This is a genomic window from Luteibacter sp. Sphag1AF, from assembly GCF_014192715.1.
In the GTDB taxonomy this organism is placed as follows: domain Bacteria; phylum Pseudomonadota; class Gammaproteobacteria; order Xanthomonadales; family Rhodanobacteraceae; genus Luteibacter.
Map to the genome: position 1 here is coordinate 1141472 of NZ_JACHYH010000001.1, position 16353 is coordinate 1157824.

Here is a 16353-nt window from a genome sequence, read left to right on the forward strand (position 1 = left end):
CAGCCAAGGTTGGGCGAGGCCACTATAATCAAAAGGCATAATGACTTATGGACTTGATAACGTATCGTTATGGTCAATCCCGCCTGGCTAAAAAGCTTCGCCACCCTGGCCCACGTGGGCAACTTCACCCGCGCGGCCGAGCGGCTGGGCGTCACCCAGGCCGCCATCAGCCAGCATGTGCGGCGCCTGGAAGACCAGTTCGGCCCAGTGGTGATTCGCCGCTCGCGCGGCATTGAACTGACCCCGGGTGGCCACGCGCTGCTGGCCTACGCCAGCGAGATGGATCTGGCGGGAGCCCGCCTCGCCCAACGCCTGGGCGACACCGATGAACTGAAGGGCGAGGTCACCGTGGTCACGCCGGGCAGTGTCGGGCTATGGGCGTATCCCGTGCTGCTGTCGCTTCAGCAAGCTCATCCGGGCCTCGCCATCCGCCATCGCTTCGCACCCGATCCCGGCGTGCTGGAAGACGTGCTGGCCGGGCGCTCTGAAATCGGAGTGGTCACCACGCGGCCGAACGACGAGCGCCTGCACGCCACGCATCTTGCGGAAGACGCGCTCGAACTTGTCGTCCCTGCCGGCCGTTCGGTGAAAGCATGGAGTGATCTGGAAGCGCTCGGCTTCATTGATCATCCCGACGGCGTCGCGATGGCCACGCGCCTGCTTGCGCGCATGTTCCCCGGCAACAAGGGCGTTCGCTCGCTGCCGCAGCACGGCTTCACCAACCAGATCGGCCTCATTCTGGAGCCGGTGGCACGAGGCCTCGGTTTCACCGTCATTCCGCAATATGCGCGCCGCGCCTTCACCAACACGGCGGCGATCAAAGTCCTGATCTGCGGTGCGCCCGTGCGCGACACGCTGTGGATCGTGCGCCGCTCGGAGTGGCCGCTATCGCAGCGCGCAGCGCGCGTCGTGGCCGAACTGATGCTTGCCGCGGGCAACGCCACCGCCTGACGTTCGTGACGCCAGGTCGTACCGAATCCGAGCGCGCCCCGCCATCGTTCAGAACCTGGCGGACGCCACTGCGTTTCACGGCGTGTAACGAAGAGCCTCGACGAAAAGTTTCAGTGCCGGCGCTGCCTGCCTGCGGTTGGGGTAATACAGGTGATAACCAGCAAACGGTTCGCACCAGTTCTCCAGCACGCGCACGAGCCGCCCGTCTTCAACGTCTTTCAGCACTGCGTCTTCGGGAATCCATGCGAGTCCCAATCCCGCCCGCGCTGCGTGCAGGATCTGAGTGAAACCGTTGAGCACCAGCTGGCCTTCCACGCGAACGCGGACTTCGCGACCGTTCTTTTCAAACTCCCACACGTACAGCCCGCCACGCGTTGGCACGCGCAGGTTGATGCAGTTGTGACCGGTGAGGTCTTGCGGCGTTTTGGGACGCTTGCGGCCGGCGAAGTAAGCGGGAGTGCCCACGACGGCCATGCGCAGCGGTGGACCGATGGGCACGGCAATCATGTCCTTCGCGACCTGCTCGCCAATTCGTATGCCCACGTCGTAGCGCTCAGCCACGATATCCACCAGGCCGTAGTCGATGGCGATTTCCACCTGGATATCCGGATACTGCGGAAGGAACGTTTCCAGTGCCGGCCACAGAATGGTGTCTACGGCGTGCTGCGCCGTCGTGATGCGGATGGTGCCGGCGGGGCGATCACGAAGGTCGCTCAGCGAGGCCAGCTCCGCTTCGATTTCCTCGAACCGTGGGCCCACACTCTGCAAAAGACGCTCGCCTGCCTCCGTGGGCGACACGCTGCGCGTCGTGCGCGTCAGCAAACGCACCCCCAGCCGCGCTTCCAGCGCGCGAATGGTGTGACTTAACGCCGACTGCGACGTGCCCAGCCGCGCGGCGGCACGGGTGAAGCTGCGCTCGCGGGCCACGGCGAGGAAGGCCATCAGGTCGTACACATCCTTCCGCATGATTGATGCCCCTCATTCATAAGCCCGCGTTGATCGTAGCAGTGCGTGCATCAGGCAAACGCGGCTCGCATCACCGGTCGATTGATGAATTCTACATATAGGACCTTGCGGCCATATGGGATTTATCCATGAACGGCGCGGGCTTAGCATGGGTTTTCAGCCATGAGGACACCCCGATGACGCAAGAACCGACCGCCGCGCGTGAGTCATTTGGCGAGGTCGCACCGAAGCTCGCCGAAATCAGCGACAAGGTGCTGTTTGGCGACGTGTGGGCCGGCGACGGACTCTCGCCGCGCGACCGCAGCCTGGTGACCATCACCAGCCTCATCTCCCTTTACCGCACCAACGAAATGCCTTTTCACATCGGCCGTGCGCTCGACAACGGCGTCACCCGTGACGAAGTCATCGAAATCATCACGCACCTGGCCTTCTACTCAGGCTGGCCCACCGCCATGACCGCACTGAACATCGCAAAAGACGTGTTCAGGCAGCGCGGACTTTGACCGGAGTCTGTATTCCATGAATTACCGCTATCTCGGGCGCAGTGCGCTCAAAGTATCGCCGCTGTGCCTTGGCACCATGATGTTCGGTGGCGAGACCGACGAAGCCACGTCCCGGCGCATCATTGATATGGCCTTTGATCAAGGCGTCAACTTTCTCGATACGGCCGACGTGTATCACCTTGGCAAGTCCGAAGAAGTGGTCGGCCGCGCCGTGGCTGCACGTCGCGACAGCTGGGTCCTGGCCACCAAGTTCGGCTTTCCCGGACGGCAGGAGCCGAACACGCAGGGACAGTCACGCAAGTGGATCGTGCAGTCGGTGAACGAGAGCCTGAAACGCCTGGGCACCGACTACCTGGACATCCTGTATTTCCATCGCGCGTTGACGGACGCACCCCTTGAAGAGGGTGTGCGCGCCATTGGCGACCTGATTGCTCAGGGAAAGATTCGCTACTACGGCGTCTCCAATTTTCACGGCTGGCGAATTGCGGACATCGTGCGCATTGCCGACCAGTTGAATATCCAGCGCCCGACGGTCAGCGAGCCGCTGTACAACCTGGTGGATCGCAGCGCCGAGGTGGAACAGCTTCCTGCCGCTGCGCACTTCGGGCTGGGGGTGGTTCCGTACAGTCCGCTGGCACGAGGTGTGTTGAGCGGAAAATACGCAGTAGGCGCCGCGCCTGACCCGGACTCGCGCGCTGGCCGGGGTGACAAACGCATTCAGCAGACCGAATGGCGGCCCGAATCATTGAAGATCGCGCAGACTATCGCGGAACACGCTGCGAAGCGCGGAACCACGTCCATTGCATTTGCGCTGGCATGGGTACTTCGCAACAGGCATGTGAGTGCGGCCATTGCCGGGCCAAGAACACAGGCGCAGTGGGACAGTTACATGGCTGCGCTGTCGCTGGAGTTGAATGACGAGGATGAGGCCCTGGTAGATTCGCTGGTGCGTCCGGGACATACCTCCACACACGGCTATACCGATCCGGGATATCCCGTCGAAGGGCGCCGCTGAGTCGCTGGCACCCCATCGTGAGCAAGCTCACTCCCGCCTTTCGTGTGGGAGCGAGCTTGCCTGCGGCCGGCGATGAAATTACTTGTCCACGCGCTGCTGCAAATGCGCCGGATACCGCTCACCCACAATGGTGATCTGGGCAAGCGCCGCCTCGATAGCCGTCAGGTCGTCGGCACTCAGTGAAATCGCAGCCGCACCCAGGTTCTCCTCAAGACGACTGATTTTCGTCGTGCCAGGAATCGGTGCAATCGAAGGCTTCTGCGCCAGCAGCCACGCGATGGCGATCTGGGCCCGCGTGGCGCCCTTTCCATCTGCGATGCTGCCCAGCACCTCCACCAGCCCGGCGTTAGCCTTGCGATTTTCTTCCGAGAAACGCGGCACCACGTTGCGGAAATCGCTGCTGTCGAACGATGTGTCCTTGTCGATGGCACCGGTGAGGAAGCCCTTGCCCAGCGGGCTGAACGGAACGAAGCCAATGCCCAGTTCGTCCAGCGTGGGGAACACCTTGTGTTCCGGCTCACGCCACCAAAGCGAGTACTCGCTCTGCAACGCAGCCACCGGATGCACGGCATGCGCGCGGCGAATGGATTGTTCGCCCGCTTCAGAAAGCCCGAAGTGCCTGACCTTGCCCTCTTCAATCAGCCGCTTGACGGTACCTGCCACCTCTTCCATCGGCACGTCGGGGTCAACCCGGTGCTGATAGAACAGATCAATGTGATCGGTCTTCAGCCGCTTCAGCGATGCATCGGCCACCGCGCGAATCGTCTCCGGCCGACTGTCCACACCCTTGGTGGGCACGCCGTCCACGAAGCCGAACTTCGTGGCAATGACCACCTGATCGCGGAACGGCTGCACGGCTGCACCAAGCAACTCTTCGTTCGCGCCTGGCCCATAGGCCTCGGCCGTGTCGAAGAACGTGACGCCCAGTTCAAACGCGCGACGAATCAGTGCGATGCCGGCCTGCTGCTCCACTGCCGGACCATAGCCAAAGCTGAGGCCCATACATCCGAGGCCAATGGCCGATACCTCAAGCCCCGTGTTGCCGAGCTTGCGTTTGTGCATGATGAGTTCTCCGCTCACGACCCGGCTCAGGCCTTGGGTGTATCAAGCGATGCCATGTCGATCACGAAGCGATAGCGCACGTCGGAACGTTCCATGCGGTCGTAAGCCCCGTTGATTTCATCCATGCGGATCATTTCGCATTCGGGAAGAATGTTTTTCTTCGCGCAGAAATCCAGCATCTCCTGCGTTTCGCGAATACCGCCAATCGGCGAGCCCGCCACGCGACGGCGGCCGAGAAGCAGCGGCACGGTGTTGTACTCGGCCATCGGGCCCACCTGCCCCACGATCACCAGCGTGCCGTCCACATCAAGCAACGGCAGGTACGCATTGAGGTCGTGCTTCACCGGAACGGTGTCGATGATGAGATCGAAGTGCGACGCGGCGCCAGCCATCGCCTTGTCGTCAGTGGACAGCAGCAGGTGATCCGCGCCCAGCGAGAGCGCATCCGCCTTCTTGTCCGGCGAGCGGCTGATCACGGTTACGTCAGCGCCCAGGCCAGCGGCAAGCTTCACCGCCATATGGCCAAGGCCGCCCAGACCGATCACGGCAACGCGGCTGCCCGGGCCAACATTCCACGTGCGCAGCGGCGAATAGGTCGTGATGCCTGCGCACAGAAGGGGCGCGACGCGGGAGAGGTCCAGGGCATCGGGAACGCGCAGCACGAATTCCTCGCGCACTACCAGATGCTTGGAATAGCCACCATGCGTCGGCTCCTTCGTGATGCGATCCACGCCACTATAGGTGCCCGTCATGCCTTCGCGACAAAGCTGCTCTTCGCCCTTGCGGCATTGATCGCAATGCATGCAGCTGTCGACCATGCAGCCCACGGCCACGTGATCGCCCACTTTGTAACGGGTGACGTCCGGCCCCACCTGGGTGACGCGGCCAACGATTTCGTGCCCGGGAACCACCGGATAGGTGGTCCAGCCCCAATCGTTGCGCGCGGTGTGCAGGTCGGAGTGGCAGACGCCACAGTAGAGAATGTCCATCGCCACGTCGTTGGCGCGCAGGGCACGGCGCTCGAAGGTGAAGGGGGCGAGCGGCGAGGTGGTCGACTGAGCGGCGTAACCAAACGTTTTCATGGGAAAGCTCCGGATGCGTGATGGGCCAGCGGGTCGGCAGAACACCCCATGCTACGGCGGTGGCGTCCTTCCAGTCAGAGGGGCAAATCGCTTGCCGTTATATCGACAGCTCATGAATGCCGAGAGCCTTGAGTGATACAAATACGGCAAGTGATTGTCGTAAGTAATTGCCAGATAGACGAAACAGCCCTGACAGGACGATAATGCGAGTAATTCGCATTCATTATATCGCCTTTCAAGGACCGCCCGTGTTGTCTTCGCCGCAGTTCCGTCGCCTCCTCGTCCTGTCCATCCGGACGGCCCTCGTCACCGCGGCCCTGATCGCAGGTCCGGCTTTCGCCTCCGATGATGCGGCCGCAGCCGATACCGCGAAGAAGCGCGAAGACAACGCGACGTCGCTCTCCGGCATCCAGGTGCGCGCCGACGTGGCCGCTCCCACCGCCGCGTATGCGGGCGGTCAGGTGGCACAGGGCGGACGTTTCGGCGTGCTGGGCAACCAGGACCTGATGAATGTTCCTTTCAGCATGACCAGCTACACCGACAAGCTGATCCGCGATCAGCAGGCGCACACGCTGGGCGATGTGGTGTCGAATGATCCGGCCGTGCGCACGGGCTTCGGCTACGGCAACTATTCGCAGACGTTCGTCATCCGCGGCTTCCAGCTGGACAGCGACGACATTTCGTTCGACGGCCTTTACGGCCTGCTGCCTCGCCAGCTGATCGCGCCGGAGCTGGTCAGCCGCGTGGAAGTGTTCAAAGGCGCCAGCGCGTTCCTCAATGGCGTGTCGCCGGGTGGTTCCGGTGTGGGCGGCAGCATCAACGTGGCACCGAAGCACGCCACTGCCGCACCGATTACCAGCGTCGGCGTGGATTACGGCAGCGATGGCCAGGTGGGCGCAAGCGTGGACATCGGTCGTCGCTTCGGTGCTGGGGATGCGTTCGGCCTGCGCATCAATGCGGTGTCGCGTGATGGCAGCACCGCAATCGACGGCGAGAATCGTCGCGTCAACGCCCTTTCCGTCGGCTTCGACTATACGGGCGAGCGTTTCCGCCTGACCGCCGATCTGGGCTATCAGAAGCAGGTCATCAGCGGCGGCCGCTCGGTGGTGTACGTCACTGACGTGGTGCCGAAAGTGCCGTCGGCCACCACCAACTACACGCAGCCCTGGTCCGGCTCGTCGCTGGAAGACACCTTCGGCGTCGTCCGCGCGGAGTTCGACTTCACGCCCTGGCTCACCGGCTACGTGGCGGCAGGCGCGCATCACGGACACGAATTCGGCGACTACGTCAGCCCGTCGGTCATCAACGCCGCAGGCGACGCGACCGAATCGCGCTTCACGGTGCCCTACGTCGCAGACACAGGCACGGGCGAAGCAGGCCTCAATGCGCACTTCGACACCGGCCCGGTCACCCATAAGGTAAATGTGGGCTTCTCGGCGCTATCGACCAACAAGGCCGCGGGCTACGCTGGCTCTGCCACGTTCAATACCAACATCTACAACCCGGTTGCCGTGCCACTGCCCTCGTACATCTATGACGTGGGCCCGATCAGCAACCCGGGCATCACCGGCCGCACGCAGCTTCGCAGCGTGTCGCTGTCCGACACCCTGGGCTTCTTCGACGATGCCTTGCAGGTCACCGCAGGCGCGCGTCGCCAGAAACTGCACGTGCTGGGCTACGCCTATTCGGTCAATGGCGTGGACGGTGCGAAGACGGCGGAATACCTGAAGTATTCGACCAGCCCGATGCTGGGCATCAACTATCGCCTCAGCGACCAGTTCTCCATCTACGCCAATCACATCGAGGCGCTGACCGAAGGGGACACGGCTCCCGCCACCTTCAACAATGCTCCGGTGACCAACGCAGGTCAGGTGTTCGCCCCTTACAAGTCGCGCCAGAACGAAGTGGGCGTGAAGTGGGATGGCGGCAGCATGGGCAGCAGCCTCGGCCTGTTCCAGATCAAGCGCCCGAGCGGCCTGGTGGATCCGGCCAGCAACACCTACGTGGTCAACGGCGAGCAGCGAAACCGTGGCGTGGAGTGGAGTTTCTTCGGTGAACCGGTCACGGGCATTCGCCTGCTGGGCGGTGCCAACTACATCCAGGCCACCCTCACCAAGACCCAGAACGGTACAGACAACGGCAACGAAGCGGTGGGCGTGCCGCGTTTCCAGGCCAATGCCGGCGTGGAGTGGGACGTGCCGAACACAACCAACCTGACGCTGAGCGCCCGTGCCGTGCGCACGGGCCAGCAGTACGTCAACACCGACAACACGCTGAAGATTCCGGCGTGGACGACGTTCGACCTGGGCGCACGCGTTTCCAGCACGCTGGAAGGCGTGCCTGTGACCTTCCGCCTCACGGTACAGAACCTCACCAACAAGGGTTACTGGGCCTCGGCAACTGGTGGCTACCTGACGCAGGGTGCACCCCGCACGTACTTGCTGTCGGCCAACTTCGACTTCTGACGTTCAAGGGAGTGGAGGAACCGGGCCCTCAACCGGTTCCTCTCCCCCCTGGACGTCGAAAGCATCCGGCTTCCGGCGCCCAGGGCGGTGATCGGGGGCTGTTGCGCGATGGACGCACAGGGGCCCCTCTCGCTATGATCCCGGCCGCAACTTCATGCGGGATGCCACGTCGTCCCCACCCAGCCAGCCGCTCATCGAAGCGCTCCGCCAGGTAACTCATCTCTACCTGCCGGATACACCCATGACTATTGCCCGTGGCGCATGCCCGCCTGACCTTCAGGGTTAGCGGTGGTGCCAGAGAACGACCCAGGCCGCCTGTACGAGGCGCATGCCGAACGCGTGCGCCGGTTTCTGCTCGCGCGCACCGGTGAGCCCGAACTCAGCGCGGACATTCTGCAGGAATGCTTTGCACGCCTGATCGTTCGCCTGCGCGATGGCGTGCCGGACAACGTGCTGGCGTATCTGTACACCGTCGCCACGCATCTGCTGATTGATCACCGCCGCAACCACCAGCAATCCCGAACCGCGTCTGTGCCTATCGAAGATCTCCACGACATCCATGACGCGGCACCTGGACCGGACGCCACCGCCGAGACCGCGCACCGTCTCCGAACCCTGCGCAAAGCGATGGCCGAACTTCCCGTGCGCACACGTCATGTGTTTCAGCTGTGCCGCCTTCAGCACATGACCTATCCGCAGGCAGCGCGTCATCTGGGCATCTCGGTCAGTTCGGTGCAGAAGCATCTTGCGCTCGCGCTGCGCTTCATCACCGAAACGCTCAATGCACCGGAGCGTGACGCGTGACCTGCACGAACAACTTTACCTTGTTGGCATGTCCCATCCGTTCTTACCCATGTGAGCCAGCCTCGTCGTGAGCCAACAGGAAGCCGGAGCCGCAACCATGTCCGCCAGCACACCCGCCAGCCATGCACATCAACGCCTCCAGGCCAGCCGGTGGGCCGTCACAGTGCGCATGGAAACGCTTTCCGATGACCAGCTGCACGCACTGAGCCAGTGGCTTGCCGCCGATCCGGTGCACGCCCAATGGCTCGCCCGCGCGGAGTCCGCATGGGATATCGCAGGCGCGCTGCGTGATGCGCCGCCCTTTGCGCAGGCTGTGCCGCGTGCGCGGCCCTGGTCGATGGGCGCTTTCATGCGCGGTCTGTTTCAGTGGCAGCCGCTCATGCCAGTGCGCTGGGCCGGCGTGGCGGCCACCATCGCTTTTGTATGGCTGGCAGTGGCCGCCTTGCATCCCTTGACCTCTCTGCGTGCCGATTACATCACTGGCACCGGCGACATTCGCGACGTGTCGCTGCCTGATGGCAGCCACGTCACGCTGGGCAGTGACAGTGCACTGGCCGTGCACTACGACAACCATGTGCGTCGCGTTCAGTTGCTTCGCGGCGAAGCGGCGTTTGCGCCACTGCCGCGCACCGGCAACGAACATCGCCGCTTCATCGTCGATACGGCCGATGGCCACACCACGGCACTGGGCACGCGCTTTCTTGTGCAGCGGCAAAGTAACGGCAACACCTGGGTGGGTGTGCTGGAGCACACCGTGGAGGTGCGCGTGGACGAGACACCCGCGCCCGCCACCTCGCAAATGACGCTCGGTGAGGGGGAAAGCGCGGTGTACAGCGCGGCGGGCGTGGTTCGCTCGGACATTGAACCGGAGCTGGCGGCGGACTGGACCCAAGGCACGTTGCAGTTCGACAGGGTGCCGCTGTCGCAGGTGGTTGAGCGCCTCAATCACTACCGCCGCGGCTGGGTGGTGCTGGCCAATACATCGGCCGGACAGCGGCCGGTGAGCGCACTGTTTCATATCGACAACCTGGACGAGGCCGTGACGACGCTGGGGCGTGGCCTGGGATTGAAGGTTCGCAGTGTGGGGAAGGTCACGGTCATTTACTGAGCTTTCCGCTGTGCGGTGACCCCAGCCGACGCGCGAGCATCGTCCTCCGCGGATTTTTTTACTCGCTTGCCTCACCCCACCCGTCAATGAGAACGATGCGCATTTGCATCGCTCGATGATGGTTGGGGTTTGCGCGTGAGGAAACACAGTACACACCGCCGGGTGCTGCTCGGCCTGGCCATTGCCGTTGCCATCCACAGCGCGGCGCATGCACAAACGCAGGCCGCTTCTGCGGGCGCGAGCGAAAACATGCACGTGATCAACGTGCCTGCGCAGCCGCTCTCGCAAGCCGTACTGGCGTATGCACGCCAGGCAGGCATCGACGTTTACGTGGACGACGCCGCGCTGGCAGGCCGCCAGAGCCAGGCTATGGAAGGCAACTACACCGCACTCGGCGGCCTGGAAGCCTTGCTGGCGGGCAGCGGCGTGGGCTATCGCCAGCGCGTCAGCAACAATGGCGCGCGGGTGAACGTGCAGCTGTACAACCTCCCCGCCGCCGGCACCGTTGTCACCGACTCGCTGCCCGTGGGCGCAGGCGACGCCGCGCCGGGCGGCGACAGCCGTGACATGCGCGGAGCCAACGATGTTTTCGACAACGACTTCTCCAGTGTCTACAAGGGAAAGGCCGAGCTTGAACACTATCGCGGCACGCAACCGGCAGACGCGCTCAAAGGCATGGTCAACGTCTTCAGCGGCGACATGCGCAACGGCGGTGCACTGGACCCCAACGTGCGCGGTATCGAAGGCCCCGGCCGCGTGCCGGTCATCATTGATGGCACGGAACAGGCACTGACCGTATGGCGTGGCTATAACGGCGCCAACAACCGCAGCTACATCGACCCCAGCCTGATCGGTGGCATCCAGGTGCTGAAAGGGCCGGGCATCACCCGCGACGTCAACAGTTCGGTGGGCGGTGCGGTAGTGGTGAAGACGCTCAGCGTCGATGACATCGTGAAGCCCGGCAAGAACTTCGGCATCGAAGTGAAAGCTGAAGGCGCCAACAATTCAACGTCCCCACGCCTGCCAACACTGCTCACCGGACAGGACTACCGCAACGTCCCGGGTTTTCCAGGCAATACCGGCAGCGCCGCATGGTCGTCGCCCAATGCCCCCTACACCGACCCCACCCTTCGCGAGAAGCTGAAAACCGACCGCGACAACAAGACGCTGTCGATGGGTGATCGCGCGTGGCGCGCGGCCATCGCGGGCAAAACCGGTGACTTCGACCTCCTGGGCGCGTACGCGTACCGCAACCGCGGCAACTACTACTCCGGCCGCAACGATGCGCAGTACTACGAGCAGGAAGGCTTGCCCCAGAACACGCAGACGCTGATCCGCCGACTGGCAAACGACTATCGCCCGGGCGACGAAATCCCCAACACCTCAAGCAAGATGCAGTCGTGGCTGTTCAAGACGACCTGGCACATCACGGACGACCAGAGCCTGGAACTCGGCCTTCGCGACAGCCTGTCCCATTACGGCGAAATCATGCCGTCGCGCATCTTCGTGTCGGGCGTCAACGACATTGGCGCGATCCAGTGGCCTGAAAGCAAGGTTGATGCGAAGGCATACAACCTCAAATATCGCTGGAATCCCGACAACAGCCCGTACATCAATCTGCACGCGAACGTGTGGACCACGCGCACGGCCAGCCACACGTATACCTCCGGCGGCTTCCCCAACTACGCGCAGGGCCCGGACAACCCGATCATCTACAACACGGCACTGGCCAACTCGCAGAACAACCGCGTCGGCTTCACCGTCAGCAACAAGATGCACTTCGGCGAAAACGTCGATCTGACGATCGGCGGCGACATGCAGCATGAAAAGCTGAGCTCCAGCGACGTGTACAACGGCGTGGTGGACGGATGGCGCCAATATCCGCGCGCCGGCCGCCGCGACGAATACAACATCAACTTTGCCGCACAGTGGCGACCGCTGTCGTTCCTCACGCTGGACGCGGGCATGCGCTATTCCGCATACCGCGCACACGATGATTTCCTTGCATCGCAAGTGCGCGCAGGAAAGGGATCGCAGTTCGGCGTGGTGGCTCAGAGTAGCCGCGAGTTCTCTTACGACACCATGGAAACCTCGCCTGAAGCCTTCATCAAGGCTTACCGACCCAGCCTGGTGGAAGCAGGCTCCACGCCGGAAGACATCGCCGCGTGGGAAGACATCGTTCGCCAGATATACGAAGGGCAGACCTATCAGCTGACCAACACGGTGCCGTGGCTGCCGGACAGCAAGGGCAAGTACAGCCGTGGCGCCGATCCCTGCGTGAACGGCACGGTGAAGAACCTGCCCAACTATGTGGCAGACACCTGCATGGTCACCACAGGCGGCAAGTACGACCTCGTAACCGGTTCACCGCGCACGCGGCGTGGACATGCCTGGGCGCCCATGCTCTCGGCCACATTCAACTTCACCCGCAACAGCCGCGCATACATCCGTTATGCCGAGGCATACCGCTTCCCCAGCATGTTCGAAAGCACCATCGGATTCTCTGCGTCGATCAACCCTCTGAACGAACTGCGGCCGGAGCATGCGCGAACCTGGGAAGTGGCGTACATCCACGACCTGCGCGACGTCTTCAGCCTCACCGACGACCACCGCGCCGACGTCAAGCTGACCTACTTCCGCAACAAGACCACGGACGTGATCGAACGCGGCAACAATCTGCAATTCACCAATCTGGACAAGCAGGTCATCCAGGGGCTGGAATTCCAGGCGCGTTACGACAACGGCCGTTTCTTCACCGATATCGGCGTGGCGAAAACGCTGAAGAACAAAGCCTGCGACGAAAGCGTCGCCATCCTTCTTGACCCGAACTTTGGCCGCGTTCCGTCCTGCGTCAATTACGGCTTCATCGGCAGCTACCTGCTGACGCAGGCCTCACCGAAGCTCTCCGTCAACTGGACGCTGGGCGCGCGGTTCTTCAATGAAGCACTGGAAATCGGTGCACGAGGCGTCTACTACCGCGCCTACGACAACCCGCAACTCACGCAGTTCGTCGAGAAAGACAAGATAAGCGGCTACGGCCTCAACGTCCCCTACACGTGGGGAACCATCGTCACGTACGACGCATACGCCGACTACAAGCTGAAAAACGGCCTCACCTTCGAACTGGCCGGCACCAACCTCAGCAACCGCTACTACGTCGACCCGCTCACGCGCTCGCTGATGCCTGCGCCCGGCCGCACGTTGCGCATGAGCGTGACCGCCAGCTTCTGAACCTATCCATGGAGTTCAAGGATGGGCCGCAGGGACGCGGCAACGTTCCAGTACTGATCAATCCCCTCATTGTTGGAGAAGTACCATGAAACGTCTCACCATGAAGGCCTTCGGCCTCGTATCACTGTCCGCCTTCGCCTTTGCTGGCGCCACGCAGGCACAGGTTGTCGGCGCGTCCAGCAACACGAACATCACGGCCGGCGCGTCCGTCGTCAACGGCGGGCCGCACCACGCTGGCCTGCCCGGCATCGGCGTTCCGTCCACCGGCATCGACCAGCGCGTCGATTTTGCTGGCCTTACCGCCTATGGCGTGACGGATGCGAAGGGCGTCACCACCCTGAATTTCGCCAGCCCGACCCCGCCGGAAGGTTCGCCGCCCGACCACTCCAGCCTCGGCTTCTTCCACTTCGCCAAGGTCAGCGGCGCCAACGTGTATTACGGCGAATGGTCGCAGACGGTCAGCGCGACCGATGGCACGCACGCCACCTATTTCGCGGGTGACACGACCGGCACGACCGTGCCGACCACCGGCACCGCAACTTATGCCGTGCAGGGCATCAGCGATTACGCCAACAAGGGCGCACTCGCCGGTACCTTCAACGCGAACTTCGGCGCGCACACCCTCACCGGCAGCGTGACCAACGGTTCGTACGCCGTAAACATCGGCACCGCGCTCATCAGCGGCGCCGTGTTCACGGGCAACGGCGCCACGGCAAGCGTCGGCGGCGCCAACGTCGCCACGGGCGGTGCCGTCAACGGTCGCTTCTTCGGTGCCAACGCCGCCTCGCTGGCCGGTATCGCATCGTTCGCGAACGCTCGCCAGTACAACGCCTCGTTTGGCGGTACGAAGCAGTGATGCACGCATGGTGACAGTCCGTCACCCGCGCCACCACGGACAGGGGCCTGCTTGCAGGCTCCTGTTTTCGCTTGTCCTGGTGTGGGCCGCGACAGGGGCACACGCGCAATCGGCGCAGGATACGCGCCTTCGCCTGGACCAGGGCATTGAACTGAAGGCAGCGGACGACGAAAAAGATCGCGTGAAAGACGCGGACGCGTCAGGCCCCGATGCTCTGGTGATCGACGGAACGCGCTACGAAGTAGCCCACAACGTCAGCGACGTGGGGGAGGCACTTTACGTGTCGATCGTCCGCAGGCAATGGCCCGACGTTCGCCGCTTCTTCGCGATGTACGAAGCGATGCCCGAGCGCGATCCGATGCTGGTGCTGTATGCGCGGGGTGCGCTCGCGCGCGAGGACGGCAAGCTGGACGACGCGGAGAAAAACTTCCGCGACCTGCTTGACCTGCAATCGGACTTTCTACCCGGCCAGCTGGAGCTGGCACGCGTGCTGTTCGAGAATCAATCCGACCGCGAAGCGCTGGCCCTGTTTCGCCGCATCGAGGCATCCCTCGACAGCCACGATCCGAAGACGACGGGTGTGCGCAAGTCGGTGGCCACGTTCATCGCCGCGCTGGAACGGCGGCGCGCCTGGCAGGGCTCATTCGCGCTGGGCCCCGGATTCAACGACAACCTCAACCAGACCTCGGCGAGCGAAACCTGCCTGCTCGCCATGGACGGCCTGTGTTTCATCAACCGGACCATTCCCGGCCCGGAATCCGCACGCGGCCTCGACTACGAGGCCACGCTCAACCGGCGCATCCCGCTGGCCGGCCACGGCGGCGTGTATCTGCGCAGCGTGGCGTATGGCGATGTCTACGACAGCAAGACCCAGTACAACCAGAGCACCATCACCACGCAGATGGGTTACGACGTGCGTACGGCGCGCGGCAGTTACGCGGTGGCGCCCACGTTCGATACCGGCACCTTCGGCACAGGCATTCTCTATACCGCATGGGGTCTGCATGGCGAATGGATTCGCAACCTGTCGCCGCAGACGATGGTTCGCCTGGAAGGTGACGTACGGCAGATGCGCTACCGGCAGCGCGCGTATCACGACTTCACCGGCCGCTTCAGCGACGTGTTTGCCACCGTGTGGCACGCGCTTCCCGGCCAGTGGACTGTCTTTGGTGGGGTGGATTACATCGACAAGCAAGCCCGCGACGACACCAATGCATACACCCAGCGCGGATTGCGCCTTGGCGTGACCCGTCCGCTTGGCCCTGGCTTCAACGCGTACCTGTCCACGTCATTGCGCTCGCGCAACTACGGCGCATGGAGCGAGTTGCTGGAAGCGCGCCGTCGCGATCATGAGCGCAATGTCATTCTCATTCTGGGAATGCCGAAGTTCGCTTTCGCCGGACTGACACCGAGCCTCAGTCTTCAATGGAACCACGTGCGCAGCAATGTGGACTGGCTGTACTCCTACGATCGTCGTGTCGTTAACTTCAAGCTTGAGCATCAGTTCTGATGCGGACCCTGCGCAGCATGCAGCGGGATGAGCGCTGGCCGCGCGTGGCAGGCATGGCCTGCGTGACGGTTGCGCACGCGCTTGCCCTCGCTGTGCTGCTGGCGGCGCGCCGGGACGAACCGCCCGTTACCCCGACAGCCGCATTGCAGGTTGTACGCATCGACATGGACATGATCCCTGCGGCGCCACCCGCCCCCGCCATGGAGCTGCCTCCCGGCCCGCCACGACGGGCTCAGGCTGCCTCTGCCGCGAGAGCATCCCGCCCCGCGAAGGTTCCCCCAACACCCTCACCCCTGCCCGCACAGCATGCGCCAGCACAGAGCGAAGAGGTCGGGCAGGCAGAGGCGTCTGCCGTGGCGTCGCAAGCGGTGGATCAATCCACCGCGCCGCCGCACGTGGAGGCTGCGGTGGCGGCGAGACTGGCAGCACCAGTCACCTCCGCAGCGGTACACAGTCAGGCCGAAGTCACCTGGCAAGGGATGCTGCTTGGTCATCTGAAGCGCTTCCGCCGCTATCCACGCATGGCCGAGCGCGCACGCCAGAGCGGCGTGGCGTATGTCCGCTTTGCTGTTACCCGGCAGGGCGATGTCATCGGGCCGCGCGTGGAGCGAAGCAGCGGCTACACCCTGCTGGACGAAGAAAGCGTAGAGACCGCCCAGCGCGCCAGCCCTGTACCGCCGCCTCCCGCACAGATTCCGGGCGACCCGGTAGACGTACTGGTGCCCGTAGAATTTTTCCTGTCGAAACATTGATTTGCTCGCCAGGCGACGCCAAGCATGCTGCGCTTCGCCTGGCGATGG

The 16353-nt window shown here is 63.3% G+C and carries 13 protein-coding genes; 10 read left to right on the plus strand and 3 right to left on the minus strand.

Annotated features, from left to right (window positions below; translation table 11 throughout):
* Positions 1-69 precede the first annotated feature (69 nt).
* Positions 70-951, plus strand: a complete 882-nt coding sequence (locus tag FHW69_RS05215; protein WP_183421924.1) for a LysR family transcriptional regulator — start codon at positions 70-72, stop codon at positions 949-951.
* A gap of 75 nt (positions 952-1026) precedes the next feature.
* Here FHW69_RS05215 and FHW69_RS05220 read toward each other — a convergent pair whose 3' ends face one another.
* Positions 1027-1917: a LysR family transcriptional regulator gene (locus FHW69_RS05220; RefSeq protein ID WP_221195375.1), complete on the minus strand. Its 891-nt coding sequence runs from the start codon at positions 1915-1917 to the stop codon at positions 1027-1029.
* Positions 1918-2045: 128 nt separating this feature from the next.
* On the opposite strand from FHW69_RS05220, the gene FHW69_RS05225 reads away from it, so the two are divergent.
* Both FHW69_RS05225 and FHW69_RS05230 read left to right on the plus strand, forming a co-directional pair.
* The gene (locus FHW69_RS05225; RefSeq protein WP_343203964.1) at positions 2046-2420 is read left to right on the plus strand and encodes a carboxymuconolactone decarboxylase family protein; all 375 of its coding nucleotides are present in this window, start codon (positions 2046-2048) and stop codon (positions 2418-2420) included.
* 16 nt (positions 2421-2436) lie between these two features.
* A complete protein-coding gene (locus FHW69_RS05230) occupies positions 2437-3435 on the plus strand; it encodes an aldo/keto reductase (protein WP_183421925.1) in 999 nt (332 codons plus the stop codon).
* A 78-nt stretch (positions 3436-3513) separates the two neighbouring features.
* On the opposite strand, the gene FHW69_RS05235 is transcribed toward FHW69_RS05230, so the two are convergent.
* Positions 3514-4497 carry an aldo/keto reductase gene (locus FHW69_RS05235; RefSeq protein ID WP_183421926.1) on the minus strand — a complete coding sequence of 328 codons (984 nt, stop codon included), beginning with the start codon at positions 4495-4497 and terminating at the stop codon, positions 3514-3516.
* 26 nt (positions 4498-4523) lie between these two features.
* Positions 4524-5579 (minus strand): NAD(P)-dependent alcohol dehydrogenase, encoded by a 1056-nt coding sequence (locus FHW69_RS05240; RefSeq protein WP_183421927.1) that lies wholly within the window; start codon positions 5577-5579, stop codon positions 4524-4526.
* Between the two features lie 248 nt (positions 5580-5827).
* Between FHW69_RS05240 and FHW69_RS05245 the strand changes: the two genes are divergently transcribed.
* The 7 genes from FHW69_RS05245 (at position 5828) to FHW69_RS05275 (ending at position 16305) form a co-directional block, all read left to right on the plus strand.
* The gene (locus FHW69_RS05245) at positions 5828-8044 is read left to right on the plus strand and encodes a TonB-dependent siderophore receptor (RefSeq protein WP_221195376.1); all 2217 of its coding nucleotides are present in this window, start codon (positions 5828-5830) and stop codon (positions 8042-8044) included.
* A 291-nt stretch (positions 8045-8335) separates the two neighbouring features.
* Positions 8336-8848, plus strand: a complete 513-nt coding sequence (locus tag FHW69_RS05250; RefSeq protein ID WP_221195377.1) for a sigma-70 family RNA polymerase sigma factor — start codon at positions 8336-8338, stop codon at positions 8846-8848.
* A 97-nt stretch (positions 8849-8945) separates the two neighbouring features.
* On the plus strand, positions 8946-9956 hold the full coding sequence (locus tag FHW69_RS05255) for a FecR domain-containing protein (protein ID WP_183421929.1): 1011 nt from the start codon (positions 8946-8948) through the stop codon (positions 9954-9956).
* A 135-nt stretch (positions 9957-10091) separates the two neighbouring features.
* Positions 10092-13187: a TonB-dependent receptor gene (locus FHW69_RS05260; RefSeq protein ID WP_343203965.1), complete on the plus strand. Its 3096-nt coding sequence runs from the start codon at positions 10092-10094 to the stop codon at positions 13185-13187.
* Between the two features lie 85 nt (positions 13188-13272).
* Positions 13273-14043 (plus strand): Slam-dependent surface lipoprotein, encoded by a 771-nt coding sequence (locus FHW69_RS05265; protein ID WP_221195378.1) that lies wholly within the window; start codon positions 13273-13275, stop codon positions 14041-14043.
* Positions 14044-14050: 7 nt separating this feature from the next.
* On the plus strand, positions 14051-15553 hold the full coding sequence (locus FHW69_RS05270; RefSeq protein WP_183421931.1) for a surface lipoprotein assembly modifier: 1503 nt from the start codon (positions 14051-14053) through the stop codon (positions 15551-15553).
* On the plus strand, positions 15553-16305 hold the full coding sequence (locus FHW69_RS05275) for an energy transducer TonB (protein WP_255494516.1): 753 nt from the start codon (positions 15553-15555) through the stop codon (positions 16303-16305). Before FHW69_RS05270 ends, FHW69_RS05275 begins: the two co-directional genes overlap by 1 nt.
* Positions 16306-16353 lie beyond the last annotated feature (48 nt).

Excerpts from the sequence above, each read along its gene's own strand:
- FHW69_RS05215 (WP_183421924.1), top strand. The coding sequence starts at position 70 with ATGGTCAATCCCGCCTGGCTAAAAAGCTTCGCCACCCTGGCCCACGTG.
- FHW69_RS05220 (WP_221195375.1), bottom strand. The coding sequence starts at position 1,917 with ATGCGGAAGGATGTGTACGACCTGATGGCCTTCCTCGCCGTGGCCCGC.
- FHW69_RS05225 (WP_343203964.1), top strand. The coding sequence starts at position 2,046 with ATGAACGGCGCGGGCTTAGCATGGGTTTTCAGCCATGAGGACACCCCG.
- FHW69_RS05230 (WP_183421925.1), top strand. The coding sequence starts at position 2,437 with ATGAATTACCGCTATCTCGGGCGCAGTGCGCTCAAAGTATCGCCGCTG.
- FHW69_RS05235 (WP_183421926.1), bottom strand. The coding sequence starts at position 4,497 with ATGCACAAACGCAAGCTCGGCAACACGGGGCTTGAGGTATCGGCCATT.
- FHW69_RS05240 (WP_183421927.1), bottom strand. The coding sequence starts at position 5,579 with ATGAAAACGTTTGGTTACGCCGCTCAGTCGACCACCTCGCCGCTCGCC.
- FHW69_RS05255 (WP_183421929.1), top strand. The coding sequence starts at position 8,946 with ATGTCCGCCAGCACACCCGCCAGCCATGCACATCAACGCCTCCAGGCC.
- FHW69_RS05265 (WP_221195378.1), top strand. The coding sequence starts at position 13,273 with ATGAAACGTCTCACCATGAAGGCCTTCGGCCTCGTATCACTGTCCGCC.
- FHW69_RS05270 (WP_183421931.1), top strand. The coding sequence starts at position 14,051 with ATGGTGACAGTCCGTCACCCGCGCCACCACGGACAGGGGCCTGCTTGC.
- FHW69_RS05275 (WP_255494516.1), top strand. The coding sequence starts at position 15,553 with ATGCGGACCCTGCGCAGCATGCAGCGGGATGAGCGCTGGCCGCGCGTG.